The following is a 21,489-nucleotide window of genomic DNA, read 5'->3' on the forward strand; positions in this document are numbered from 1 at the left end:
TGGCGGTGAAGTCCCTGCGCCCGGATAGCAGAAAGCCACTAAGAAACGCTTACGTTGTAACGAGCTGTCCTCGCGCCCGGGCCGCATCGCCTGCCAGATCATGATACAGCCGCATCACGTTCTTTGTCATGACCGACGCGGCGAAGCGGGATTTAAACGCCTTGGGATCCGGCATCATTCTTTCGGGCCAGTCGTGCTCGACGATTGTGGCGGCCATGATCGCTGCCAGAGAAGCGACGTTGGGTTCGGCAAGCGCACCGCTGTCGGCGCCGAAAACCTCCGGAATCCCGCCGACCCGTGTCGCGATGCAGGGCTTGCCGGCGGCAAGTGCCTCAAGCACGATATAGGGCATCGATTCCGCACGCGAGGGGATGACGACCGTGCGCGCAAGCGCGAAGGCCTCTCTCGCCTTCATGGCCGGGAGCATCTTGATGCGCCGCCCGAGCCCCTTGCGCAGTTTCATTTCTGCGTATTGCTGCTGTTGCGGCCCGTCGCCGATCATCAGGGCGGAGAAAGGGCGGCCGGCGATCCGCTCGGCCGCAGCAAAGCTCTCCACAAACAGATCGGGACCCTTGAGGTCCCGCATCATGCCGATATACAAAAAATCCACTGCGTCCGGCGCAACCGTGACGGGATCGAATTCGCGGTCGTCGATGCCGTTATAGATCAGTTCGTTGCGACCGAGCGGCCGGCCGACCTTTGCGAAATAGGTTTGGCGTTCGTAATCGCAGACGAAGACGAGAGCGTCTGTGAGGCGCTCCTGCAGCCGCTCGAGACGGAAAATCGCTCGACCTTTCAACGATCTTGAATCGTAGTGGAGGCTGCCGCCGTGGGGTGAATAAAGGCGGGCTACGCGATACTTGTTGACCCGCAAGGCTGAACCGATGATGCGCGCAAGGACGCCGCCTTTGGCGCCGTGCCCGTGCAGCACATCCGGTTGTAAACTTCTGATTTCGCTATAGCTGCGCCAAAGTGCGACAATGTCGGACGGTCCGATGGCGCGGTGAATGGGCAGGCGAACGATGCCGAGCGCCAGATAGGGGCGGATCGCATCGAACAGGGCGTCTTCGTGAGCGCCGCCGGTCGTGCTGTCGCACAGAATTCCCACCTCGTGCCCGGAATTGGCGTGGGCTTCGGCTAGATCCCGTACGTGCCGGAATATGCCGCCGACCGGCGACCTGAAGCAATGAAGGATGCGCAGTGGACGTTCGTTCTGCATGGATGTCAGAACAGCCGTTCGCGGACATAGATCGTGTCACCGGCCATGACCGGGTCGGAAATCGGCACACGGCCGGTAATAATGCGGCCGTTGATCTTGCGGGTGATATCGGCGTTCGACTGGTTCGCACGCGCCGAGAAGCCGCCGGCCACCGCGATCGCATTCTGAACCGTCATGCCGGGAACATAGCTGTATTGGCCGGCTTGGCCCACTTCGCCCATGATGAACACGGAACGATAGCGGTCCACCTCGATCGTGACGTCCGGATCCCGGAGAAAGCCCTCGCGCAGCTTTGCGGCGATCATGCCTTCCAGTTCCGGCAGCGTATGGCCGCGCGACGGTATGGCGCCGATCAGCGGGAAGGCGACATAACCGGCTTGATCGACGGTATAGGTGCCACTGAGACCGGCCTGTTCGAAGACGTTGATGCGAAGGCGGTCGCCGCTGTCCAGCCTGTAGGGCTGGATGGTGGCCTCGCTGAAGGCTTTGGGAGCCGGTTGGTAGCTCGTGCAGCCGCCGACCAGTGCAGACAATATCGCCAATGCGATAGCGCGTGCTGTCTTTTTGCCTGCGGTCGACATATGGGTCTCGGACTCCGGAAACGATCACCTCTGGCGACGTTATCGATCCGTTAGGGTTAATAGCCGGTAAACTCGCCCAGGAATTTTGATTTGGCGGCGGCAGGGAGCGCCACCTCAGGGTTGTGCCCGATATTAACCCTTGCGTTACCATGTTCCTTTACTTTCCGGCCGAATGAAGAACCTTCGGAGTTGAGGCATGTCAGGCATCGGCGGCGGGCAGGAGGATGTGGATATAGATCTCGGCGGCCTCTTCCGCGCCGTTTGGGCGCGGCGAACCCGGGTTTTGCTCGCCACGGCTTGCGTCGCGGGAGCAGCTTTCACCACAGCGATGATGATCGCTCCTCAGTATCAGAGCGAAGCCCGGCTGCTGATCGAGTCGCGTGAACCGGAGTTCAGCGGATCGAACCAGGTTGGTCCGATGGGATCCGACCGGGTTTTCGATGAATCGGGTATTTCAAGCCAGGTCCAAGTGCTGCGTTCCGCCGATCTGATCAAACAGGTCGCGCGCAACATGAAGCTGCATGAACGCAAGGAGTTCGATCCTTCGGCCGAACCCTCGGCGCTTTCCGATCTCCTGGTGATGCTCGGCGTCAAGAAGAACCCGCTCGATTTGCCGCCCGAAGAGCGCGTGCTGAAGGAGTTCGAGTCCAAGCTACAGGTCTATCAGGTCGAAAAGTCGCGCGTGATCGCCATCGCCTTCACCTCGAAAGACGCCAAGCTTGCGGCCGCCATTCCGGATGAGATGGCAAAAGTCTACTTATCCCTGCAGAGCGGCGCGAAGCTCGATTCGAATTCGGAGGCGAGCCGCTGGCTGGAACCGGAAATCGCCAACCTACGCGAGAAGGTGCGTGAGGCGGAAGCGAAAGTTGCGGCCTACCGTGCTTCCTCCGGCCTGCTGCCGACCAGTGAGACGGAAAACTTCGCCACGCGCGAGCTCACCGATATTTCGAGCGAGCTCGCCCGCGTGCGGGGAGAGCGGGCCAATGCCGAAGCACGCGCGAAAGGCGTGCGGACGGCGCTCGCCGACGGCCGTGCGCCGGACACGTTGACCGACGTCGTTGGCTCGCAGATGATCCAGCGGTTGAAGGAAAGCGAAGCTAACATCCGGGGCCAGATTGCGGACCTGTCGACGTCATTGCTCGACGGCCACCCGCGGCTCAAGGCGTTGAAATCCCAGCTTGAAGGCATCGCGCAGCAAATCCGCACCGAGACCCGCAAGGTTCTCGTCAGCCTGGAGAACGAAGCGAAGGTCGGGCAGTTGCGCGAAGAGCAGTTGCTGCAGCGCCTCAACACGCTCAAGGCACAATCCGCGCAGGCGGGAGAGGAAGAGGTCGGCCTCCGCGCACTGGAGCGCGAGGCAACAGCGCAGCGTCAGCTTCTCGAAACCTATCTCGCCCGCTACAGGGAGGCGACATCACGCACGGTTGCGAACGCGACGCCGGCAGATGCGCGCGTGATTTCGAATGCGGTCGTTCCGAGCACGCCGAACTTCCCGAAGGTCGTGCCGATCACGGTGGTTGCGGCGCTCGCCACCTTCCTGATCGGTTGCGTCGCCATCATGCTTGGCGAGCTCTTCAGCGGACGGGCGCTCAAGCCCATTTCCGTCGTGGAGCCGGAAGCTTCCGAACAATTGCCCGCCGGCCCGGCGGAACCGAACTCTGGGGAACCGATGCTCGCGCTTGCGGAGAGCGACGGGCCGGTCCAGGACCTTGAACCGGTGGAAGATGCGAAGACGGCGGGAAGCGACTTCTCAATCGAGTTCGTTGCCGCTCACCTTCTTGACCAGAACATCCGTTCCGCCGTTTCCGTGTCGCCGGGCGGCGACGAAGGATCGACGGCGACTGTCATGCTGGCGCGGCTCCTCGCGGAAGACGGACGGAAGGTCGTTCTCATCGATCTTTCCGGCTCGGCCTGCCCGACGCGGCTGATGGCACAGTCCTCGGCGCTGCCGGGGATCACGAACCTGCTGTCCGGCGACATCGCCTTCGCCGAGTCGATACACGCGGACCGCTTATCGGAAGCGCACATTATTCCACGGGGAAATTCCGACCCGCGGACAGCAATGCGCGGGATCGAGCGGCTGCAGATGATCATCGATGCGCTCACCAATGCCTATGATCTGGTGCTGATCGAGTGTGGCCCGGCTGATGCCAGCGCCGTAACCAGAATCGCCCGGCGAGAGGGAACGGAGATCATAGTGTCGGCTTCGTCCGTCAGCGATGAGCGTATTGTGGAACTGCTGACAGACTTCGGCGAAGCTGGATACCGCAACATCGTACTGATGACCGGACAGCGCGAAAGCGACCCCGATTTCCCGGATCGCCACGCCGCCTGAAGCGCACGCGGGCCGTTCGGAGGCTCAATGCTCGTCCGTCGGCTTCAGCGTTGACTCCGCTGGCGCAGCCGCTGGATGAATGCGTAGGATGCTTTGTTGCCCTTTACCATGCGTTTGACCAGCAACGCCCCGCGATGAATATGGGCGGCCAGATGCCCGCGAAGCGTCAGGGGCAAGACGATGTCCCGTAACGGGGTCTCGATGGTGCACCACGAGCGCTTGTAAGGTTGATCGCCGATCCCGAAATCGAAGAGCGCCACGCCTTCGGAACACAGCCGCTCGATTATCCGGTAAAACAGCAGTTCTCCTGGACTGCTGTGGGCGGCGATCTCCTCGTCGATCGAGCCAAATTGGCAGATGACGTGGTCGCCCTTGCGCGAAAGGCCGGCGATTGCAAGGATCCGGCCTTCATGCTCGCCCCTGAGGCGAATGGCGTTGAGCTCCAGTAACTGGTCGTCCGCCGATCGACCGTGCTCTAGGAGCTGATGGAAGAAGGCGCGTGTTTCGGCATCCTGAAACACGTCCGGCAGGCCGCGCGCGTCGAAGCGTGCCGCCTTCTGCTGGAAGAAGGTTTCCAGAAGTGCGTGCGCTTCCGACATCTCGCGTGCGACCACGTAGTCGTAGCCGCCAAGGGCGGCGAGACGCCGCTCCGATATCCGCACCTTCCTGCGCCGCCGCTTCGCGTTGAGCTGTGCCAGCGTGCATTCGATATTCCCGAGCAGCGGCAATTGAAAAGAGGCATTGACGTTCTGCACGGCGGGCAGGGCGGCAAGCGGATGAACCTTCCCGCGCCACGTCGCAGGCGTCCTGTCGAGCGTGACGATATCTGCGAACGCTTGCAGCTGGCGTTTGATTCCGCAGGTCAGCACGCGCACGAATTCCGTAGGCGGAGTGGCGTCCTCCTCGGCAAACACGCCGGTATTGAGATTGCTGTGATCGGAGCCGATCAGCCGCGCCGTGCGGAAGAGGGGTCCGCGGTCGATTTCGAGCGGCAGAATAAAGAGCACTTGTCGGCCGCGCGCAGCGCGAATGAACAGCGTCTCACTTTCGTGTGTTTTCCGCCATGCGGCGCACCAGTCGAAGCTCTGGTGCAGCGAGTTCTGGCCGTTCTTGTCCAGGACCCGCCATTCCGCTTCAAGCGCGGCCATGTCCGTATGGATGGAGACCGTTATCGTTTCGGCGCATTGTGCTTCTGAACGGTGGGTCGAGACGTGGTCGTTCGGCTGCGGCTTGTCCAACGACGTCAAAGTGAAGCAGGCATTGGTCATTTCATCTACCGTTCGGAAGGGAGATCGCGCCTCCATTGAAACGCAGATGTCGCTACATTCACCTTAATTTCGCGCGGGAGTGGCGGCTATTTCGCGGGCGACAGCAGAATGCGGTTAGCAAAGCATGAAGCGCACCGCCAGCGGCCGGATCGGCCACACGCTATGACGACTTTCTTCTCAAGGAGCATCTCATGCCGGTTACTCCCTCAGCGCCGAATCCCGGCGAGAAATTTCCCGTCGCCGAATTTCCGCGCATTGGCTTCCTCAAGAACATCGTGCGTTCGTCTCTCATCCATGTTGGCGATTTCAGCTACTACGACGACCCCGAGGGACCTGAACACTTCGAAGAAAAGTGCGTCCTCTACCACTATGATTTCATCGGCGACCGCTTGGTGATCGGCCGCTACTGCGCACTCGCCACGGGCGTACAGTTCGTCATGAACGGAGCCAACCATGCCCTCGGTGTCTTCTCAACCTTTCCCTTCAGCATCTTTCCCGGCAGTTGGCGAGATGCTTTTGATCAATCTGCCTATGCCCGCGGCTGTCGCGCCGGTCGACAAGGTGACGCGAAACATTGCTGCAATCACCGGCGCGAATCTTCATGCGCTGGAACGCGCCCGATAGAGTCAGTCGACGAAGCCGGTTGCGAGAGCCCTTGCCCATTCGGGGCGGTTGCGGCGTGAAGCAAGCCGCGACATGGCCATATGATCATAACGGACGCAACGGAAGGTGGCATTCCACTCGCCGCCACTGCGTTCGACGATGGCATACCGCGCATCCGGCGACCCGGTTTCGACCTTGTGAGGAACAGGCTTGTCATCCTCGTAGCCCGAGCAGCCAACGCTACCGGGGTTGACGACGAGCCGACCGTCCATGAGCCGCGCGGCCCGCGGAATATGCGTATGGCCGCAGAGGATCACGGGATAATCGATGTCGGCGGCGAAGCTCTCGATGATGTCGCGCCCCGCCATGTGGACGATGCCATCGGCCGTCAGCGTTTCCAGCCAGTAGGTTTCATCGCTGCGTGGCGTGCCATGACAAAGGAAAAGCGCGCCTCGATAGACCCGGGTTTCAGGCAAGGAGGCAAGCCACGCCAGATGACGTGGCTCGAGTTCGTCGTGAGCGGCCCGATCCGACGGTCCAATGTGCGCCGGGTCGAGCGTCAGCAGGTAGCGATCGTGGTTGCCGCGGATCGCGGAGATGTTGTGCTTGGCCAGGACGTCGGCGGTTCGTGCGGCGTTGAGTGGGCCGCTCAGATGGTCGCCGAGATTGACGATCTCCGCGATCCCTTGCGTGGCGATGTCGGCAAGCACCGCCTCGAGTGCGAGATCGTTGCCGTGAATATCGGAAATAACCGCGACCCTCATCTGATACTCCCGGCAATCAGCGATTCTTGGCGGGCTTTTCCATCCACTTGATGATCAGCATCGCGGGGAGGATCCACAGCAGGCCCGTCAGGAAGAAGTAGAGCAGATGCACCCACCAGGGCGACGCGCCGAGCAGCAGCGAAGCGAAGGTGATGGCCGCCAGCGCGTAAACGACGACGAGGATGATGATGAGGATCGTGCCGATCAGTTTTCTGAGGCGTACGGGCATTTCGTTTCTTTCGGGTGGTTTGCGCTTCACTACAGCGCCGTGCGTCCTATCGGATGTTTCCTCAAGTCGGTACGATTTGAGGAAGCATGCAGTAGCCGCGACGGCATGCCGCAAAGGCTTCGGCCTTGTTTTGCACGGCACTCTGGTGCAAATCAACGGCTTTCGGGGCCGGCTGGGCTGGAACCTTGCTGCGCCCCGGCGAGAAAAGAGGAAATTCCATGGCCCAGGTCGAGTTGGCAGAACAGATGCTCCTGAAGGAGATCGACAGGACAGAGCGCAACCGCCGGCAAATCCGCGGCTGGCTCGCAGCCGTTCTCTTCGCTCTGTTCGCCTTGGTTCTCGTCGGTGGTGCAACGCGATTGACTGAATCCGGTCTTTCGATCACGGAGTGGAAGCCAGTTCATGGCGTGATACCGCCGCTTTCCGCCGAAGAATGGGAAGAGGAGTTCCGGCTCTATCAGCGCATTCCCCAATACGAACAGCTCAACAAGGGCATGACCGTCGAGGAGTTCAAGACGATCTTCTGGTGGGAATGGGCGCATCGGCTGCTGGCGCGTACTATCGGCGTTATCTTCGCCCTGCCGCTTTTCTTCTTCTGGGTAACGGGTCGGATCGAGCGACGCTTGAGGTGGCCGCTTGTCGGCATTCTGGCGCTCGGCGGTTTCCAGGGCTTCATCGGCTGGTGGATGGTTTCCTCCGGCCTCGCCGAACGCACGGAAGTCAGCCAGTACCGGCTTGCCACGCACCTGGTCATCGCCTGCCTGATCTTCGCTGCCTGCATGTGGATCCTGCGCGGTCTTTGCCCGCATTCGGGCGACGCCGCGCCGACGAAAAGGTCGCGATCGATGGCGGCGATCCTCGCTGCCATGAGCCTGTTCCAGATCTATCTGGGCGCGCTGGTGGCGGGTCTCGACGCAGGCTTCACCTACAATACCTGGCCGCTGATGGACGGAGCGATCATCCCGGGCGGACTGTTCGTGCAGCAACCGGCCTGGATCAACCTCTTCGAGAACCCGAAGACCGTGCAATTCTTCCATCGTGCCGGCGCCTATCTGCTGTTCGCGCTGGCACTGGCGCATATGCTTGCTTCATTGCGGGCGGCGCCGGAAACGACGCACGCGCGACGCTCCGTGGTCCTCTTCGGCCTGGTGACGATCCAGGCGATGATCGGCATCACGACGCTCGTGCTTGAGGTGCCGATCGGTTGGGGCGTGCTGCACCAGGCAGGCGCGCTGGTCGTGCTCGGCTTCGCCATCGCGCATTGGCGCGGCTTCGTCGGCGAATATCCGAAATCGACGGCGATCGAGTTCCGCGACTGACCAATAGCCATAGCCCCCGACAGGCGACTGTCGGGGGGCACTGTTTTTCACGGTTCATTCAGGCCGAAAGCATCAGGTCCATATTCTGGACCGCTGCGCCCGACGCGCCCTTGCCGAGATTGTCGAGCAGGGCGACGAGGTTCACATGCGTCCCGCCAGACGTCCCGAAGACAAAAAGCTTCATTGTGTCCTTGCCTGCAAGTTCCGTCGCGTCGATGCGGGCGAGCTGCGCGCTTTCGGCAAGCGGGGCGACCTCGACGATCGACTGGCCGGCATAATGCTCGACGAGCGCGGCATGAATGCTTTCCAGAGTCGCGCCGGCGGCAAGGTCATCGAGATAGAGCGGCACCTGCACGATCATCCCCTGCGGGAATCTCCCCACAGACGGCGAGAAGATCGGGGCGCGCTCGAGCAGGCCGTGCATCTTCATTTCCGGGACATGCTTGTGCTTGAGCGTCAGCCCGTAGAGGAAATGTGGCGCGCTGATGTGGTCCGGATTCTGCTCGTCCTCCATCTGCGCGATCATCTGCTTGCCGCCGCCGGTGTAGCCGGAAACCGCATTGACGGTGACCGGGTAGCCATCCGGCAGGATGCCGGCCTGGCGTAGTGGCCGGATCAGGGCGATGGCGCCCGTCGGGTAGCAGCCGGGGTTGGCGACGTGACGCGCTTCGCGGATCTTTTCCGGCTGCGCCTTGTCCATTTCCGCAAAGCCATAGGCCCAGTCGGGCGCGACACGATGCGCGGTCGACGTATCGATGATGCGCACGCGATTGTTGCCGGCTACCATGGACACGGCTTCGCGCGACGCGTCGTCCGGCAGGCAGAGAATGGCGATGTCGGCATCGTTGAGCAGGTCTTCGCGCATCGCGGCGTTGCGGCGTTCCGCTTCCGGGATCGACAGCAGTTCGACATCCGTACGACCGGCCATGCGGGTGCGGATCTGCAGCCCGGTGGTGCCGTGTTCGCCATCGATGAAGATCTTCGGTTTCATGATTTACCTGTTCCTGCAGACGGTTGCGGAAATTTCCGGAATCAGTCTGGCATAGAATTGAATCAATTTCTTAGCGTGCCCTACGAATTAGCCGCGCCTTTCCGCGAGCCATTCGGCACGCAGGCCCAGCATATACATGGCGATGGTCGAGCCAGCAATGGCGGTCATGTCGGCGTGGTCGTAGGCGGGCGCCACTTCGACCACGTCGCTCCCGGCGATGTGGAGAGCGCCGAGCTTGCGCAGCACCGAAAGGATTTTCGCGCTGGACGGGCCGCCGGCCACCGGCGTGCCGGTGCCGGGCGCATACGCAGGATCGAGGCAGTCGATATCGAAGGTCAGGTAGGCGGGCTGGCTGCCGACATGCCGGACGATCGTGTCGGCGATCTCCTCGGCGCGCATGTCCTCGATCTCGTAGCCATAAACGATCCTGATGCCGCAATCCTCGGGAGCGTGCGTCCTGATGCCGATCTGGATCGAACGCTCGACGTCGATTAACCCTTCGCGCGCCGCGCGGCCGACAAACGAGCCATGGTCAATGCGGCCCCTCTCGTCCGGCCACGTGTCTTGATGGGCGTCGAATTGAACGAGGGCGAGGGGGCCATGCAAGGCGGCGTGCGCCTTGAGTACGGGATAGGTGACGAAATGGTCGCCACCGAGCGTCAGCAGATAGGCGCCGGATTTCAGGATCTTCGTCGCCTCGCGCTCGATGGTCGCGGGTGTCTTGGTGTGGTTGCCGTAGTCGAGCAGGCAGTCGCCATAGTCGATCGTCGCCATGTCGGCAAAGAGTTCACGCTCGAACGGATATTGCGGATCGTTGTCGAAGATGGCGGAGGCGCGGCGGATCGCCTGCGGTCCGAAACGGGCACCGGGCCGGTTGGAGGTCGCTGCGTCGAAGGGAATGCCCCAGACGACGGTGTCCACGCCCTTCAGCTGCTTGGTGTATTTCCGCCGCATGAAGGAAAGGATACCGGCGTGGGTGGGATCGGACGCCGCCGCAGTCAGTGATCTTGCCGTGATCGCGTGGTCGATCGTCTTGTTTGCCATGCCCGTCTCCCCTCAGTTTGACGGGACGTTGGACAATCGATGCCGGCAAGGCAAGAGCTTGCCGGCAAAATCATGTGCATTCCAGGGGAGGCACCCTTAGGACGCCTTGGCCTCGAAGGTCGGCGCAAAATCACCAAGCCTCTTGGCTTCATTGATCCGAGCCGTGATGTCCTCCTCGATAATCGTCTCGAGCTGCGCGAAACTGTCGATGACATAGTAGATCGGCTGGACGATATCGATGCGGTAGGGCGTCCGCAGAACGCTCATCAGATCGAAGGGGCGGAATTCGCAGTCCATCCTCTCCATGGCATGGCGCGTCTCGCTGGTTGATGAAACGACACCCGCGCCGTAGCAGCGCCTGCCCTTCGGCGTGTTGATCAGGCCGAACTCGACCGTGAACCAGAAGAAACGGAACAGGTGCCACGAATAATCCTTGCCGAGCTTGACCGCCTTTTGGCCGAAGCGCCGGACGAAGTTGGCGTAACTCTGGTTCGTCAGCAGAGGGCAATGGCCGAAGACCTCGTGGAAGAGGTCCGGTTCCTCGATATAGTCGATGTGTTCCCGCCGGCGCATGAAGGTCGCGAGTGGGAACTTGCCCTGCGACAGGAGCTCGTAAAAGCGCGAAGGCGGGATAAGCGCCGGCACACCCTCGACACCGAAGCCCGTGGTTTCCGCGAGCCTCCGGTTGACGTCCTTGAGCTGCGGAACATGATCCGGATTGAGGCCGAGGGTCCGCACGCCTTCGAGATATTCGTCGCATGCCTTGTCGGCAAGCAACTTCATTTGCCGCCGATAGAGTTCGCCCCAGACCGCATCCTCCTCCGGTGTGTAGAGATAGGTGCCGTCCGGTTCCGGCAGTTTCGCGGTGTAGGTGCTTTGCTTGGTCATGACGCCTCCTCATTCGCCAGAACAGATTGCTGTTGCAATTGTATCCCCAACGGGCTGAGTATTTGTTTCACAGTTGCCGGTCTTCGGCTTCCTGGCGGGAGGAAATTTCGAGATGCCGTCAGATTTGAAGGAATCGTTTCAACCGTTGCGCCGATTGCTTCGCCTAATCCAGGCCGATGGCGGCCAGTCGCTCGCGGAGCTGGCGGAGAAGGCCGGCATGTCGCAAAGCTCGGCCTGGCGCCGGCTGCAGGAACTCGAGGCCGATGGCGTGATCCGCAAGCGCGTGGCGCTGCTCGATCCGGCAAAGCTGGATCTGAAGCTCTGCATCATCGCCCATGTGACGCTCGAGGATCACCATGACGAGGCGATCGCCTCGTTCTCTGCCGTGGTCAGGGACAGGCCGGAAATCATGGAATGTTACGCGCTCTCCGGCACGTTCGACTACATGCTGAAGATCCGGGCGGCGGATGTGGAAAGCTATGACGCGTTCATGACGCGCTACCTGATGCGCAACCCGCATGTGCGGACGGTGGTTTCGAGCTTCGTGCTGAGGGAGCTCAAGTCGACCACGGAACTGCCGATCTGACTCTTTGAAATTGCGCAACAAAAAAGGCCGGGACATGCCCGGCCTTGGAAGTGCAGCAACTGCCAGCGATTAACGCTTGGAGAACTGGAACGAACGGCGTGCCTTTGCACGGCCGTACTTCTTGCGCTCGACCACGCGGCTGTCGCGGGTGAGGAAGCCACCGCGCTTCAGAACAGAGCGCAGGCCCGGTTCGAAGTAGGTGAGAGCCTTGGCAATGCCGTGGCGAACGGCACCGGCCTGGCCGGAGAGACCGCCACCGGCAACGGTCGCGTCGATGTCGAACTGGCCGTCACGGGCAGCAGCGACGATCGGCTGCTGCAGGATCATCTGCAGAACCGGGCGAGCGAAGTAAGCCGCATAGGGCTTGCCGTTGATGGTGATCTTGCCGGAGCCGGGCTTCACCCAAACGCGGGCGACGGCGTCCTTGCGCTTGCCGGTCGCGTAGGAACGGCCCTGCGCGTCGACCTTCTTGACGTGAACCGGAGCAGCCGGTTCCGCGGTCGTGGCGATATCCTTGAGAGCGGAAAGGTCAGCCATTATCAGGCGCTCCTTGTGTTCTTGCTGTTCAGCTTGGCGACGTCGAGGACGGTCGGCTGCTGTGCTTCATGCGGGTGGTTGGAGCCGGCGTAGACACGCAGGTTCTTCATCTGGCGACGGCCGAGCGGGCCGCGCGGAACCATGCGCTCAACGGCCTTCTCGATGACGCGCTCCGGGAAGCGGCCTTCGATGATCTGGCGTGCGGTGCGCTCCTTGATGCCGCCCGGGTAACCGGTGTGCCAGTAGTACTTCTTGTCGGTGTACTTCTTGCCGGTGAGAACGGCCTTCTCGGCGTTGATCACGATGACGTTGTCGCCGTCGTCGACATGGGGGGTAAAGGTGGCCTTGTGCTTGCCGCGCAGGCGATTTGCGATGATGGAAGCGAGGCGACCGACAACGAGGCCTTCGGCGTCGATGAGGATCCACTTCTTCTCCACCTCTGCAGGCTTCTGAACGAAGGTTGCCATATCTATACTCTTTCGTTGGACCCGGAAGCGTACCGCCGGGCGTTTCTTGTTGCTTGGTTTGACCCGCGGGCGGGTCAAAAAAGAAGGCGGCCCGAACGGGACCGCGATCTGCGGGCAGCTTATACGGAAGTGCGAAAATGCCGTCAAGGGCGTCTTATTGCGTCGCCTAAAAGAATGACGTGTGAAATCAAAGGGTTAGCGATGTGGTTTGTGGATACCACAATTTAGCGCGGCGGAATTGAATAGGTCGCCGTGGCGTGAGCAACCAGATCGTCCGCACCAACGGGCGTTATCGAAGCGTCGAGAACCGCGAGCCGCTTGCCGAGTTTCAGGATCCGGCAGGTGCATTCGAGCGGTTCCGGCTCCGGTTTTCGCAGGAAGTTGATGTTCAGATTGGTGGTGACGGCAAGGGGAACCGGGCCGATATGCGCAATTAACGCGATATAGGCAGAAACGTCGGCAAGAGCGAATAGTGTCGGGCCAGACACTGTGCCGCCAGGACGGATGTGTCGTTCATTCGGATCGAGCCGCATCCTTGCAAAGCCCGGTCCGGTATCGGTCACGGCGAAGACCTTGCCGTCCGTGTGGACCTGCGGAAAGTCGGTGTCGAGGAAGCTGTTCAAGTCATCGACGGTCATGATCGGCTGCAGCTTCATCGCTTTCCTCCTCTTTCCCGCCTCCTTTACAAAATGCCCGCGGCGATCGCGCAAGCTGGAAAATGGTCTTACAGCGCCGCGCGTCTTTTGAGACGCGCAAAGGACGCTGTAGCCACTTTGAGTTGCTGCATGTTTTTCCTTAAATCGGATCCGATTTAAGGAAACATGCAGTAGGGTTGAAAGAGCCGCTTGAGCAGCGTACCACGCGTCACCAACGGCAATCATTCGGAGAAGGTCATGGCGGACGTCGTTTCATTCAGGAAGGAAGAGCCGAACGGCTTGCTGCTGCGCGAAGTGAACGGCCCGGTCCTGCGGTTGACGCTCAACAACCAGCCAGCGAACGTGCTGTCGATCGCCCTGATGGAAGCGCTTCTGGCCGAGTTCGATTCGGTTGCCTCTTCGAAGGACATCAAGGTGATCGTGATCGCGGCTGCCGGCAAGCTCTTTTCCGCCGGTCATGATCTCAAGGAAATGACCTTGCATCGCACCGACGAAGATCGCGGCCGGGCCTTCTTCGAGCGCACCATCCGGCTTGCCGCAGACCTGATGCTGAAGATCACCCGGGTGCCGCAGGCGGTGATCGCCGAGATCGACGGTCTCGCGACGGCCGCCGGCTGCCAGTTGGTGGCAAGCTGCGATCTTGCGATCTGCACCGACAGTTCAACCTTCTGCACGCCCGGCGTAAACATCGGCCTCTTCTGCTCGACACCGATGGTTGCGCTCTCGCGCGCCGCCCATCGCAAGCAGGCGATGGAGATGCTGTTGACGGGCGAGACGATCGACGCCTCCACGGCCAAGGATTTCGGCCTCGTCAATCGCATCGTGCCGCAGCAGTATCTGCGCCAGGTGGTGGACAAGTATGCCGCCGTCATCGCCTCGAAGTCGCCGCAGGCACTGAAGATCGGCAAGGAAGCCTTCTATCGGCAGGCTGACCTGCCGATGGCGGAGGCCTATGACTACGCGGTCGGCGTGATGGTCGAAAACATGCTTGCGCGCGATGCGGAAGAAGGTATCGGTGCCTTTCTCGGCAAGCGGATGCCGGAGTGGAAGGAAGACTGACCTTCAGGCAAGCTTGAGGAGCAATGCGCCGAGCGCGATGACCGATGCGGCGGCGATGCGCCAGACGCTGACGCGCTCCTTGAGGAAGACAACGGAGATCACGACCGCGAAAAGGATCGATGTTTCCCGAAGCGCCGCGACCGTTGCGACCGGCGCTTTGGTCATCGCCCAGAGCGCCAGGCCGTAGGCGCCGAGCGATCCAGCCCCGCCGATCAGCCCGCGCCACCATTGCTGGCGGACATGCCGCAACACCGGTTTCACCCCGCGGCGAACAAACGCCCAGGCGAAAAGAAGCACGGGCGGCAGCAAAGCTATCCATAGCGTGTAGGAAATCGGGTTCCCGGAGAGCCGCGCCCCGATGCCGTCGACATAGGTGTAGCATGCGATCACGCAGGCATTGGCTACCGCGAGCAGGATCGCATACGCGCCACCCTTGCGGGATTCGAAGGCGAGCGTGAGCACGCCGGTGCAGATCGTCAGGATTCCGGCGACGGCGCCGCGGCTGAGTTCCTCACCGACAACGATGCTGCTCGTCGAGGCGACGATAAGCGGTGCGACGCCACGCATCAGCGGATAGACGAGACCGATGTCACCGGCGCGATAAGATGCCGCCACCAGCTGGAAATAGACGAACTGGAAGAGCGCCGAAACCAGGATCAAGGGCCACGCTTCGGATTTGGGGAGCGGCAGGAACGGCAGGAAAGGCACGGCCACGGCGGCCGCGCCGAGCGCCACCATGGCCGCATCCAGCGATTTTTCCGAACCGGCCTTGACGAGTGCGTTCCAGGTTGCGTGCAGAAGCGCCCCGAAGAGGACAAGGACGATAACATCAAGCGGCAAAATAGACCTCGGCGGGACGATGTGGAGCGCTCCGGATTTGTGGCGGCGAGCCGAGTGAAAAGCAATCGGATTCCGTCAGGCGAAGGGAAATCTCCGGGCCGTTGTTGAAATGACCGATGATTCTGCCCGCTTCGGTTGACTTGTGGGCATGCGGGGCCAAGTATCCAGACGTGTGAATGATCCTTGGATATGCCAGCATGAATCATGATGCCTACCCGGACTACTATCTCGCCGACATCCTGAGCACGACGAAGACGATCGCCCTGGTCGGCGCTTCGCCAAAGACAGAGCGGCCTAGTCACCGCGTGATGGCATTTCTGTTGCGCAAGGGATATCGCGTGATTCCAGTCAATCCGGGCCAGGCCGGCAGGACGATCCTTGACCAGCCAGTCGTGGCGAGGCTCGCGGACATCAAGGAGCCTATCGACATGATCGACGTCTTCCGCGCCGCCCACGCGCTGCCCGCGCTCGTTGACGAAATCCTCGAGCTCCCATCCTTGCCGAAGGTGATATGGGGGCAACTGTCCGTGCGGGACGACACGGCCGCGGCCAAGGCGGAAGCGGCCGGGATCAAGGTCGTCATGGACCGCTGTCCCGCGATCGAGTATCCGCGCCTGATAGGCTGACGACCGGGGGTGCCCTGATCGCAGGCGCTCTGCCGATAAATCATGCAGCAATCAAAGTGCTTCAGTGGCCTTGCGGGTCTGATTCCGACGCGCGGCATTGGAGGTTTCAGGGAGAAACGAATGACGAAGGCCGGTCCGGGTTTCAGCACGCTTGCAATTCACGCCGGGGCCCAGCCCGATCCGACGACCGGCGCACGCGTGACGCCGATCTACCAGACGACGAGCTTCGTTTTCGACGACACAGATCACGCCGCTGCACTTTTCGGCTTGCAGCAGTTCGGCAACATTTACACGCGCATCATGAACCCGACGCAGGCAGTGCTGGAGGAGCGCGTCGCAGCGCTCGAGGGCGGCACTGCGGCACTTGCGGTCGCTTCGGGACATGCGGCGCAGCTTCTGGTCTTCCACACGATCATGCGGCCCGGCGACAATTTCGTCGCTGCGAAGCAGCTCTATGGCGGCTCCGCCAACCAGTTCGGCCATGCCTTCAAATCGTTCGACTGGCAGGTTCGCTGGGCGGACTGCGCGGATCCCGCAAGCTTCGATGCCAAAATCGATGAGCGAACCAAGGGGATCTTCATAGAAAGTCTCGCCAATCCCGGCGGCACTTTCGTCGATATCGCGGCAATCGCCGAGGTGGCGCGCCGGCATGGCTTGCCGTTGATCGTCGACAACACCATGGCGACTCCCTATCTGCTGCGGCCGTTGGAGCACGGCGCAGACATAGTCGTCCATTCACTCACCAAGTTCATCGGCGGCCACGGCAATTCGATGGGCGGCATAATCATCGATGGCGGCACCTTCGATTGGTCGAAATCGGGCAAATACCCGCTTCTTTCCGAGCCGCGCCCGGAATATGCCGGTGTCGTGCTGCACGAGGTCTTCGGCAACTTCGCCTTCGCCATCGCAGCGCGCGTTCTCGGCCTGCGCGATTTCGGGCCGGCGATCTCGCCGTTCAACGCCTTCATGATCCTGACTGGCATCGAGACGCTGCCGCTGAGGATGCAACGCCACTGCGACAATGCGCTGGCGGTCGCAAAGTGGCTGAAGGAACGCGACAAGGTATCTTGGGTTCGCTATTCCGGTCTCGAACATGATCCGAACAACGCGCTCCAGATGCGCTATTCTCCAAAGGGGGCGGGTGCCGTCTTTACCTTCGGCCTCAAGGGCGGCTTTGAGGCTGGAAAACGCTTCGTCGAGGGGCTCGAACTGTTCTCGCACCTCGCCAACATCGGTGACACGCGGTCGCTCGTTATCCACCCGGCATCGACCACGCATCGCCAGCTCACGCCGGAGCAGCAGGTCGCGGCCGGTGCCGGGCCCGACGTCATCCGCCTCTCGATCGGCATCGAGGACGTGGCCGACATCATCGCCGACCTTGAGCAATCCCTCGCAAAGATCTGAAACGCGATGCGGCCTTTCGGCCCCTTTGACATAGGTGTCCCATGAGCAATCTCCTGAAGTTCGATCCGTCTACCGTCGACGCGGAGGTTGGAGCGCCGGCGCCCGACCGGCTCATCGCTGGAAATCCCGAGTTTCGTACCTGGAACCTGGAGGAGGGGGACGGCGGCCTCTATGCGGGCATCTGGGAAGCGACGCCCGGAAAATGGAAGATCGTCTATGACGAATGGGAGTATTTCCACATCCTGTCCGGGCATTCGATCATAACCGAGGAGGGCGGAGAACCCGTCCATCTCAGGGCCGGCGACAGCCTGATGTTGAGACCCGGCTTCAAGGGGACCTGGGAAGTCGTTGAAACGACTCGCAAGGACTATGTAATCCGGCTTTGAAGGCTGATCCCCCCGGTCACCAGCCGCCGGTCGACGTGTTCCCCCCGATGTCGTTCGTCGGATCGTCGTTGCGGATCAGGCTCTCGGAACCGCCCTCGAGCCTGTTGTTGCGCACCACGTTGTTCTGCGCGAAATCGAGATTGCTGGCGCTGCTGCCGAAGGGATAGGCCGGATCCTTGAAGCAATAACTCCGGTTGCCGTTGCGCGAATTCAGCCAGACTGCCGGCTGCGCGAGGAACGACGATGTGAAACGGAAGGTGTTGCCGGTGATCTGGTTGTATTGTGGCTTCTGATGGCGGATCACGCCGCCCTCTCCACAATTCCGGTAGAGGAATATGCCGCCGTTTTCGGCATGCTGGAACGTGTTGTTGGTAATCCGGTTGTTCGCCGATCCGTCGACGGCGATCAACTCCCTCTTTTCGGTTGTGATCCCGAAGACGTTGTTGCTGATCGTGTTGTTGGCGGACTCGGCGTCGAGATAGACGGCGACGGAGGTTGACTTGCCGTTGATCCGCGAATTGACGAGCGCCGTATTCGTCACCCCGGGGCCGACGTAGAACGGAATGCCGCCGGGCGCGGTGAAGGTGACGTTCTCCAGGCGCACGTTCCTGGGGGCAGAAGCCTGGGCGAAGGCTGTATGGTCGGGGTTGCGCGAGGAGGCTTTCATCGTCGCGCCGTCGGCGTTCTCGCCAAGCCCGTAGATCCGGGCGAAACCTTTGATGTTGCAATTGCGTATGGTGACGTTCGTGGGGACGTCCCAGCTTCCGGACCCGGTCTGGCGGGAGCGAACGACCACCGCGGTTTTCTCCTTCCGCGAAGCGCCGGCGCTGACGTCGAGTGTCCCCCCGCCGCAATCGAGAACGGATCCGGAAGCGGCGCTTCCTTCGAAGACGATCGGATGGGTGACGACATCGGCCGACGACAGCCGAACGCTGCATTGCAGCGAAACGACAGCCGTTCCCGCCGCCTTGAGTCTCGACTGCACATCCGCGTCACAGGCCGGTTTTTCCGCTACGTTCTGTGCCGGCGGAACCGAGGGGCTTGTCGGCAGCGGAGCCGGATCGGCCGGTGTCGACGGTCCGGTCGGCGGGTCGGTGTCGGGTCGCTGCGCCGCGGGGTACCCCGGCGCATTCCTGAACGCGGCGTCGGCCACCATGGCAAGGTCGCTTTGGCAACTGCTCAGCATCAGGCCAGAAACGATCAGGCCGGATACGATCACGCTTGTGCACTTGTTTGGACGCATCGTCAGGCTCCATCGCCGCTCCGTCCGGACCGGAATAGGGCTTTATGGTTAACCGACCCTGAACGCCGCGACCTGCTACATCGGCGACCCCGCCGCCGCGGGCCTACCAGGCGACTTCCAGGCGCTCCAAGCCGTGGAAATGGAAGCTGTCCTTGACTTGCGGCTCGTGCTTGAGCCGCATGCCCGGCAGGCGGCGGAAAAGGATCGGCAGGGAAATGTTGAGCTCGAGCCGCGCCAGCGGCGCGCCGATGCAAAAGTGCAGGCCCGCACCAAACGAAACATTGGGGCCTTCGTCGCGATCCGGTTTGAATGTATCGGGTGCCGAGAACTTCCGCGGATCGACGTTGGCCGCGCCCAACATCAGTCCGATCTTGTCGCCCCTCTTGAGGGCGATGCCGTCGTCGAGCTCGATATCTGTCAGCGCATAGCGCTGGAAGATATGCAGCGGGGCCGCGAAGCGCAGGCATTCCTCGATGACCCGCTCCGTCGAAGCTTCACTTGCGAAAAGATCAGCCGGAGAAAGGCCCGATTGCAGGATCGTCCGCACCGCATTGCCGATCTGATGGACGGTTGCCTCATGGCCGGCATTCAGGAGCAGGACGGTCGTCGAGATCAGCTCGGCATCCGACAGTCGCTCTCCGTCCTTCTCCGAAGTGATCATATGCGTCAGCAGGTCATCGCCGGGGTTGGGTCGCTTTTCGGCGATGACGTCGGTGAGAAAGGTGGCGAAGTCGGCGGACGCCTGATTGGCGTCGAGCTCCGTTTCAAAGCTGGGATTGAAGACGTACATCCGGACCATGCGATGCGACCAGTCGAGAAGGCGAGGGGCCGCTTCGACGGGGATCCCGAGCATGCGCGCGATGATGGTCACCGGGATCGTCTCGGCATAGGTCTTCAGCAATTCCACCTCGCCGCTCTTCTCGAAGCTGTCGATGACGGCGTGCGAAAGCGCCTCGATCTCCGGTCTTAGCTGCTCGATCTGCCGCGAAACGAAAGCGCGGTTGACGAGCGTCCTCAGCCGCGTGTGTGCCGGCGGCTCCAGCTCCAGCAGCGAATGCGCCTCCAGCGCATCGAAATCCTTCAAATGCGGTTTCGGCTCGGGCATGCCCAGTTCGTCGCGCGTCGCGACATGCAGAATCTGGCGACCGAAACGGCGGTCTCGCAGCAGGCCGTTTACCTGATCATAGCCGGCAAAATACCATTGCTGCCGTTCCTCCCAGAAGAAGGCCGGACATTGCTCATGGAGAGCCGCATAGGCGGGAAGCGGATTGCGGAAGAAAGCCGGATCGCGAACGTCGAGCGAAACGCGGCGACTGGAACCGTCGATCGAAATACCGGGAACTTCGGGCATGACTCAACTCTTCAGGTATGGGTAGACTCGCTGCTTTATCTGCATCTCTATTGCTCCGGACGCGGGTGCCGCAAGCCTAATCGGTCGACGAATGTGCGGAGCAGGCGCTCCATGTGAGCCCGTGGTCAGGAAGCAATAAGATGCGTGGCCCGGACTTTTTCGGTGGCAGGGGCGGACCTATTTGAGCATGATGCGGCAGCAAGCAGGGAGCGGCATGGCAAAAATTCAGAACAGTTTATCCGCGGGCATTCTGGCGGCGATCCGCAGGCGACGGCCCACGGTGGTAGCGCGCGATGCGGCGGTGGACCGCGGGGACATCGTCATAGCCTCCTACAATATCCATAAATGCGTCGGTACCGATGGCCGATTTGATCCGGCACGCACGGCGCAGGTCATTAGCGAGATCGGTGCGGATATCGTGGCCCTGCAGGAAGCGGACCAGCGCTTCGGCGAACGGGCCGGCCTTCTCGACCTGGAACACCTGCGGCGCGAGGCGCATCTGGTTTCGGTGCCGATCTCACCCTTTTCAGCCAAGGGGCACGGCTGGCACGGCAACGTCCTCTTGCTGAGAGAGGGGGCGGTTTCCGACATCCGCCAGTTGAAGCTGCCCGGTGTCGAGCCGCGGGGCGCGCTGGTCGTCGATCTCGACCTCAAGGCCGGACCGCTGCGGGTGATCGCCGCCCACCTTGGACTGTTGCGCCACTCCCGAGCGCAGCAGGCCGAAGCGCTGTTGCGTGCCGCGGCCGATGGAGTCGGCCGACCGACCCTGCTTATCGGCGATCTCAACGAATGGCGGATGGGCAAGCGTTCATCGCTCAAGTTTCTGAGCCCGACCTTTGATCCATCGCATGCGACGGTCGCCAGTTTTCCGTCGCGTTTTCCGCTGCTGCCGCTCGATCGCGTGCTTGGCAATCCGCATCATCTGGTCACGTCCGTGGCAGTGCACGACTCGCCGCTCGCGCGTGTTGCCTCGGACCATCTGCCGGTAAAGGCATCGATTGACCTGAAGGCGGTTCAACACGGCGAAAGCGACCCGCGTCGCGCCGCGCTGATCGGGACGGATTCGGCTTAAAGCAGGCTGAGGCGGCGTGCG

22 protein-coding genes and 1 pseudogene are annotated in these 21,489 nt (G+C 61.6%); 9 read left to right on the plus strand and 14 right to left on the minus strand.

The window, feature by feature from the left end; genetic code table 11:
• Positions 1-49: 49 nt before the first annotated feature.
• Both GHK62_RS03255 and GHK62_RS03260 read right to left on the minus strand, forming a co-directional pair.
• The gene (locus GHK62_RS03255; RefSeq protein WP_153436910.1) at positions 50-1,219 is read right to left on the minus strand and encodes a glycosyltransferase family 4 protein; all 1,170 of its coding nucleotides are present in this window, start codon (positions 1,217-1,219) and stop codon (positions 50-52) included.
• 5 nt (positions 1,220-1,224) lie between these two features.
• Positions 1,225-1,800 (minus strand): polysaccharide biosynthesis/export family protein, encoded by a 576-nt coding sequence (locus tag GHK62_RS03260; RefSeq protein WP_153436911.1) that lies wholly within the window; start codon positions 1,798-1,800, stop codon positions 1,225-1,227.
• Between the two features lie 196 nt (positions 1,801-1,996).
• Here GHK62_RS03260 and GHK62_RS03265 point away from each other — a divergent pair, with 196 nt between their 5' ends.
• Positions 1,997-4,135 (plus strand): GumC family protein, encoded by a 2,139-nt coding sequence (locus GHK62_RS03265; protein ID WP_153436912.1) that lies wholly within the window; start codon positions 1,997-1,999, stop codon positions 4,133-4,135.
• Positions 4,136-4,179: 44 nt separating this feature from the next.
• On the opposite strand, the gene GHK62_RS03270 is transcribed toward GHK62_RS03265, so the two are convergent.
• Positions 4,180-5,403: a GNAT family N-acetyltransferase gene (locus GHK62_RS03270; protein ID WP_153436913.1), complete on the minus strand. Its 1,224-nt coding sequence runs from the start codon at positions 5,401-5,403 to the stop codon at positions 4,180-4,182.
• Positions 5,404-5,594: 191 nt separating this feature from the next.
• Between GHK62_RS03270 and GHK62_RS34960 the strand changes: the two are divergent.
• Positions 5,595-5,951: pseudogene (locus GHK62_RS34960) on the plus strand (LbetaH domain-containing protein); the annotation flags it as partial.
• A gap of 78 nt (positions 5,952-6,029) precedes the next feature.
• On the opposite strand, the gene GHK62_RS03280 reads toward GHK62_RS34960, so the two are convergent.
• Both GHK62_RS03280 and GHK62_RS03285 read right to left on the minus strand, forming a co-directional pair.
• Positions 6,030-6,770 (minus strand): metallophosphoesterase family protein, encoded by a 741-nt coding sequence (locus GHK62_RS03280; RefSeq protein WP_153436914.1) that lies wholly within the window; start codon positions 6,768-6,770, stop codon positions 6,030-6,032.
• A gap of 16 nt (positions 6,771-6,786) precedes the next feature.
• On the minus strand, positions 6,787-6,999 hold the full coding sequence (locus GHK62_RS03285) for a DUF2842 domain-containing protein (RefSeq protein WP_153436915.1): 213 nt from the start codon (positions 6,997-6,999) through the stop codon (positions 6,787-6,789).
• A 218-nt stretch (positions 7,000-7,217) separates the two neighbouring features.
• Here GHK62_RS03285 and GHK62_RS03290 point away from each other — a divergent pair, with 218 nt between their 5' ends.
• Positions 7,218-8,318, plus strand: coding sequence for a COX15/CtaA family protein (locus GHK62_RS03290; protein WP_153436916.1), 1,101 nt, complete (start codon positions 7,218-7,220; stop codon positions 8,316-8,318).
• A 58-nt stretch (positions 8,319-8,376) separates the two neighbouring features.
• Here GHK62_RS03290 and argC read toward each other — a convergent pair whose 3' ends face one another.
• The 3 genes from argC to GHK62_RS03305 all read right to left on the minus strand — a co-directional run bounded on the left by argC (position 8,377) and on the right by GHK62_RS03305 (position 11,241).
• Positions 8,377-9,309, minus strand: coding sequence for an N-acetyl-gamma-glutamyl-phosphate reductase (gene argC, locus GHK62_RS03295; RefSeq protein ID WP_153436917.1), 933 nt, complete (start codon positions 9,307-9,309; stop codon positions 8,377-8,379).
• A gap of 87 nt (positions 9,310-9,396) precedes the next feature.
• A complete protein-coding gene (gene speB / locus GHK62_RS03300) occupies positions 9,397-10,353 on the minus strand; it encodes an agmatinase (RefSeq protein WP_153436918.1) in 957 nt (318 codons plus the stop codon).
• 96 nt (positions 10,354-10,449) lie between these two features.
• Positions 10,450-11,241 (minus strand): phenylalanine 4-monooxygenase, encoded by a 792-nt coding sequence (locus GHK62_RS03305; RefSeq protein WP_153436919.1) that lies wholly within the window; start codon positions 11,239-11,241, stop codon positions 10,450-10,452.
• A gap of 112 nt (positions 11,242-11,353) precedes the next feature.
• On the opposite strand from GHK62_RS03305, the gene GHK62_RS03310 reads away from it, so the two are divergent.
• Positions 11,354-11,827 (plus strand): Lrp/AsnC family transcriptional regulator, encoded by a 474-nt coding sequence (locus GHK62_RS03310; protein ID WP_136504254.1) that lies wholly within the window; start codon positions 11,354-11,356, stop codon positions 11,825-11,827.
• Between the two features lie 69 nt (positions 11,828-11,896).
• Here GHK62_RS03310 and rpsI read toward each other — a convergent pair whose 3' ends face one another.
• The 3 genes from rpsI to GHK62_RS03325 form a co-directional block, all read right to left on the minus strand.
• The gene (gene rpsI / locus GHK62_RS03315; protein ID WP_136504255.1) at positions 11,897-12,364 is read right to left on the minus strand and encodes a 30S ribosomal protein S9; all 468 of its coding nucleotides are present in this window, start codon (positions 12,362-12,364) and stop codon (positions 11,897-11,899) included.
• Positions 12,365-12,366: 2 nt separating this feature from the next.
• The gene (gene rplM, locus GHK62_RS03320) at positions 12,367-12,831 is read right to left on the minus strand and encodes a 50S ribosomal protein L13 (RefSeq protein ID WP_064240798.1); all 465 of its coding nucleotides are present in this window, start codon (positions 12,829-12,831) and stop codon (positions 12,367-12,369) included.
• A 224-nt stretch (positions 12,832-13,055) separates the two neighbouring features.
• On the minus strand, positions 13,056-13,487 hold the full coding sequence (locus GHK62_RS03325) for a PaaI family thioesterase (protein ID WP_153436920.1): 432 nt from the start codon (positions 13,485-13,487) through the stop codon (positions 13,056-13,058).
• Between the two features lie 237 nt (positions 13,488-13,724).
• On the opposite strand from GHK62_RS03325, the gene GHK62_RS03330 reads away from it, so the two are divergent.
• Entirely contained in the window at positions 13,725-14,546 is an 822-nt protein-coding gene (locus GHK62_RS03330) for an enoyl-CoA hydratase (RefSeq protein WP_153436938.1), read from the plus strand.
• 3 nt (positions 14,547-14,549) lie between these two features.
• On the opposite strand, the gene GHK62_RS03335 is transcribed toward GHK62_RS03330, so the two are convergent.
• On the minus strand, positions 14,550-15,386 hold the full coding sequence (locus GHK62_RS03335) for an EamA family transporter (protein ID WP_153436921.1): 837 nt from the start codon (positions 15,384-15,386) through the stop codon (positions 14,550-14,552).
• Between the two features lie 197 nt (positions 15,387-15,583).
• On the opposite strand from GHK62_RS03335, the gene GHK62_RS03340 reads away from it, so the two are divergent.
• The 3 genes from GHK62_RS03340 to GHK62_RS03350 all read left to right on the plus strand — a co-directional run bounded on the left by GHK62_RS03340 (position 15,584) and on the right by GHK62_RS03350 (position 17,802).
• Entirely contained in the window at positions 15,584-16,012 is a 429-nt protein-coding gene (locus tag GHK62_RS03340; RefSeq protein WP_153436922.1) for a CoA-binding protein, read from the plus strand.
• 120 nt (positions 16,013-16,132) lie between these two features.
• The gene (locus GHK62_RS03345) at positions 16,133-17,416 is read left to right on the plus strand and encodes an O-acetylhomoserine aminocarboxypropyltransferase (RefSeq protein WP_153436923.1); all 1,284 of its coding nucleotides are present in this window, start codon (positions 16,133-16,135) and stop codon (positions 17,414-17,416) included.
• Between the two features lie 41 nt (positions 17,417-17,457).
• Positions 17,458-17,802, plus strand: coding sequence for a cupin domain-containing protein (locus GHK62_RS03350; protein WP_153436924.1), 345 nt, complete (start codon positions 17,458-17,460; stop codon positions 17,800-17,802).
• Positions 17,803-17,818: 16 nt separating this feature from the next.
• Here the strand turns inward: GHK62_RS03350 and GHK62_RS03355 are convergent, their stop codons facing one another.
• Positions 17,819-19,045, minus strand: a complete 1,227-nt coding sequence (locus GHK62_RS03355) for a right-handed parallel beta-helix repeat-containing protein (RefSeq protein ID WP_153436925.1) — start codon at positions 19,043-19,045, stop codon at positions 17,819-17,821.
• Between the two features lie 103 nt (positions 19,046-19,148).
• Positions 19,149-20,396: a cytochrome P450 gene (locus GHK62_RS03360; RefSeq protein WP_153436926.1), complete on the minus strand. Its 1,248-nt coding sequence runs from the start codon at positions 20,394-20,396 to the stop codon at positions 19,149-19,151.
• Positions 20,397-20,610: 214 nt separating this feature from the next.
• Here GHK62_RS03360 and GHK62_RS03365 point away from each other — a divergent pair, with 214 nt between their 5' ends.
• On the plus strand, positions 20,611-21,468 hold the full coding sequence (locus tag GHK62_RS03365; protein ID WP_153436927.1) for an endonuclease/exonuclease/phosphatase family protein: 858 nt from the start codon (positions 20,611-20,613) through the stop codon (positions 21,466-21,468).
• Positions 21,469-21,489: the final 21 nt, after the last annotated feature.

The sequence above is a fragment of the Sinorhizobium terangae genome (assembly GCF_009601505.1).
GTDB lineage: Bacteria > Pseudomonadota > Alphaproteobacteria > Rhizobiales > Rhizobiaceae > Sinorhizobium > Sinorhizobium terangae.

Excerpts from the sequence above, each read along its gene's own strand:
- GHK62_RS03255 (WP_153436910.1), bottom strand. The coding sequence starts at position 1,219 with ATGCAGAACGAACGTCCACTGCGCATCCTTCATTGCTTCAGGTCGCCG.
- GHK62_RS03260 (WP_153436911.1), bottom strand. The coding sequence starts at position 1,800 with ATGTCGACCGCAGGCAAAAAGACAGCACGCGCTATCGCATTGGCGATA.
- GHK62_RS03265 (WP_153436912.1), top strand. The coding sequence starts at position 1,997 with ATGTCAGGCATCGGCGGCGGGCAGGAGGATGTGGATATAGATCTCGGC.
- GHK62_RS03270 (WP_153436913.1), bottom strand. The coding sequence starts at position 5,403 with ATGACCAATGCCTGCTTCACTTTGACGTCGTTGGACAAGCCGCAGCCG.
- GHK62_RS03280 (WP_153436914.1), bottom strand. The coding sequence starts at position 6,770 with ATGAGGGTCGCGGTTATTTCCGATATTCACGGCAACGATCTCGCACTC.
- GHK62_RS03285 (WP_153436915.1), bottom strand. The coding sequence starts at position 6,999 with ATGCCCGTACGCCTCAGAAAACTGATCGGCACGATCCTCATCATCATC.
- GHK62_RS03290 (WP_153436916.1), top strand. The coding sequence starts at position 7,218 with ATGGCCCAGGTCGAGTTGGCAGAACAGATGCTCCTGAAGGAGATCGAC.
- argC (WP_153436917.1), bottom strand. The coding sequence starts at position 9,309 with ATGAAACCGAAGATCTTCATCGATGGCGAACACGGCACCACCGGGCTG.
- speB (WP_153436918.1), bottom strand. The coding sequence starts at position 10,353 with ATGGCAAACAAGACGATCGACCACGCGATCACGGCAAGATCACTGACT.
- GHK62_RS03305 (WP_153436919.1), bottom strand. The coding sequence starts at position 11,241 with ATGACCAAGCAAAGCACCTACACCGCGAAACTGCCGGAACCGGACGGC.
- GHK62_RS03310 (WP_136504254.1), top strand. The coding sequence starts at position 11,354 with ATGCCGTCAGATTTGAAGGAATCGTTTCAACCGTTGCGCCGATTGCTT.
- rpsI (WP_136504255.1), bottom strand. The coding sequence starts at position 12,364 with ATGGCTGACCTTTCCGCTCTCAAGGATATCGCCACGACCGCGGAACCG.
- rplM (WP_064240798.1), bottom strand. The coding sequence starts at position 12,831 with ATGGCAACCTTCGTTCAGAAGCCTGCAGAGGTGGAGAAGAAGTGGATC.
- GHK62_RS03325 (WP_153436920.1), bottom strand. The coding sequence starts at position 13,487 with ATGAAGCTGCAGCCGATCATGACCGTCGATGACTTGAACAGCTTCCTC.
- GHK62_RS03330 (WP_153436938.1), top strand. The coding sequence starts at position 13,725 with ATGGCGGACGTCGTTTCATTCAGGAAGGAAGAGCCGAACGGCTTGCTG.
- GHK62_RS03340 (WP_153436922.1), top strand. The coding sequence starts at position 15,584 with ATGAATCATGATGCCTACCCGGACTACTATCTCGCCGACATCCTGAGC.
- GHK62_RS03345 (WP_153436923.1), top strand. The coding sequence starts at position 16,133 with ATGACGAAGGCCGGTCCGGGTTTCAGCACGCTTGCAATTCACGCCGGG.
- GHK62_RS03350 (WP_153436924.1), top strand. The coding sequence starts at position 17,458 with ATGAGCAATCTCCTGAAGTTCGATCCGTCTACCGTCGACGCGGAGGTT.
- GHK62_RS03355 (WP_153436925.1), bottom strand. The coding sequence starts at position 19,045 with ATGCGTCCAAACAAGTGCACAAGCGTGATCGTATCCGGCCTGATCGTT.
- GHK62_RS03360 (WP_153436926.1), bottom strand. The coding sequence starts at position 20,396 with ATGCCCGAAGTTCCCGGTATTTCGATCGACGGTTCCAGTCGCCGCGTT.
- GHK62_RS03365 (WP_153436927.1), top strand. The coding sequence starts at position 20,611 with ATGGCAAAAATTCAGAACAGTTTATCCGCGGGCATTCTGGCGGCGATC.